At 63.0% G+C, this 1,648-nt stretch carries 1 protein-coding gene; it reads right to left on the bottom strand.

Going from position 1 to position 1,648, the window contains the following annotated elements; translation table 11 throughout:
• Positions 1-15: 15 nt before the first annotated feature.
• Positions 16-1,648 (bottom strand): ABC transporter substrate-binding protein (locus tag MJ777_RS16195; RefSeq protein WP_239377048.1); only part of this gene is annotated, 1,633 nt, incomplete at its 5' end.

The raw sequence follows: 1,648 nt of genomic DNA, 5'->3' as shown, positions 1-1,648 counted from the left end.
TTCCGGCGGCGACCACTAGCTTCTGAGCCCGGCATCCTCGAGATGCGGGTTGCCGCCACTGTCGACCCACAGCCCGACCACGGAGCGCTTGATCGCGGTCAGGGTTCCGAACTGTAGCGGAACGAAGATCGGCACCTGTTCGTTGACCAGTTCCTGCACCCGCTGCCAGGCCTGCTGTCGCTGGGCCGGGTCGACGGTGGCCAGTGCGTTGCCGTAAAGCGTGTCGAACGCGGCGTTGTTCCAGTTGCACTCACAGCGCCCGGTCAACAGAAACGAGAGCTCTTCGGCGGGATCCGCGGGATAGGACTGGAAATTCGGAATAATCTTCCCGGGAAAAGATTTTCCAGCCGGGTAGAAGATTCCGGGCCAGGAGGCTATGTCGGTATCCGTGATCTGCAGCTTAATATCAATCTTGGCAAGACTGGCCTGCAGGATCTGTGCGCTGGTGCTCCACTCAGGATACTGGTTGGCCACCCCCCACCAGACGAGGGTGCTGCCCGGACCGACACCGGCCGCGGTGAACAGTGCTTTGGCCTTGTCCAGGTCGTAGGTGTAGTCGGTGAGGCGGCCGCCGTAGCTGGCCTGATTACTCGGCAACGGATCGTTTGTGGTGGAGATGATGCCCTGATTGAAATACGCGGCCTTGAGGATCGCGCGTTGGTCGGTCGCGTAGGCCAGCGCCTGCCGGGCCCGCACGTTGTCGAAGGGCGCTTTGGTGGTGTCCACCTCCCAGCTCACATACTGGCCTATGACGGCGGGCTTCACCACGGTGAGCCCCGAACTGTTCTCGACGGTCGTCACCTGCGAAAGCGGCACCGACCAGAGCGCGTCGAGGTCGCCGGCCTTCAGCGCGGTGACCGCGGCGGCCGAGTCGGCGGCCTTGACGAACTCGATGCGGTCCAGTTTGGGAGCGGGGCCGAAATAGCTCGGATTCCGCTCCAGGGTCAAATGATCATCGGCGGAGAATTTTCTGACCCGGAACGGCCCGGTGACGGCCGGGCTCTCCGCTATACTGGCCAGCGAGTTCGTGTCAACAATCTTCACCATCTGGATCGACGCCGGGAACAGGGCGTTCGGAGTCCTGAGCGTGAAGACGACCGTGTTCGCCTCGTCCGCCCGCACGCTGACAATCGGTGCCACGTTGTTCTTGAGCTGGGTAACCGTATCGGGGTTCTGGTAGTACTTGATCGTCGAGACGACGTCGTCCGGGGTGAGCACCTTCCCGTTGGAGAACCTGACGTCCGGCCGTAACTGGAAGGTCCAGGTCTTCAGATCCGCGGAGGACGACCACGAGGTGGCCAGGTCGGGCTGCAGCTTCCCATCACTCCCGGTCTTGACCAAACCATCCCATAACAGGCTGAACAGCACCTGCTCCCAGGCGTTGCCCTTGGTCACTGGATTGAGCGTCTTGATGCCCTGGGCCGCGCCGATGGTCAATGCGCCACCAGCCTTCACCGCATCGGTCGGGCCGGGCCGCTCGGGGCCTCCCGCACTTCCACCACATGCCGCCAGAACTCCAGCACAGAAAGTCGCTGCGGCCGTCACGGCCGCCAGCCCGATTTTTCCCACGATCACAATCTCTCTCCCCGTCTCACTCTGATCATGATGGGACGCCGCCGCTCCAGGCCGGCAGGCGCGACTTAGAGCG

The sequence above is a fragment of the Protofrankia sp. Cj5 genome, assembly GCF_917627405.1.
Lineage (GTDB): Bacteria > Actinomycetota > Actinomycetes > Frankiales > Frankiaceae > Protofrankia.
Note: the sequence above shows the minus strand (reverse complement) of the source record. Positions and strands in the feature narration are given on the sequence as shown.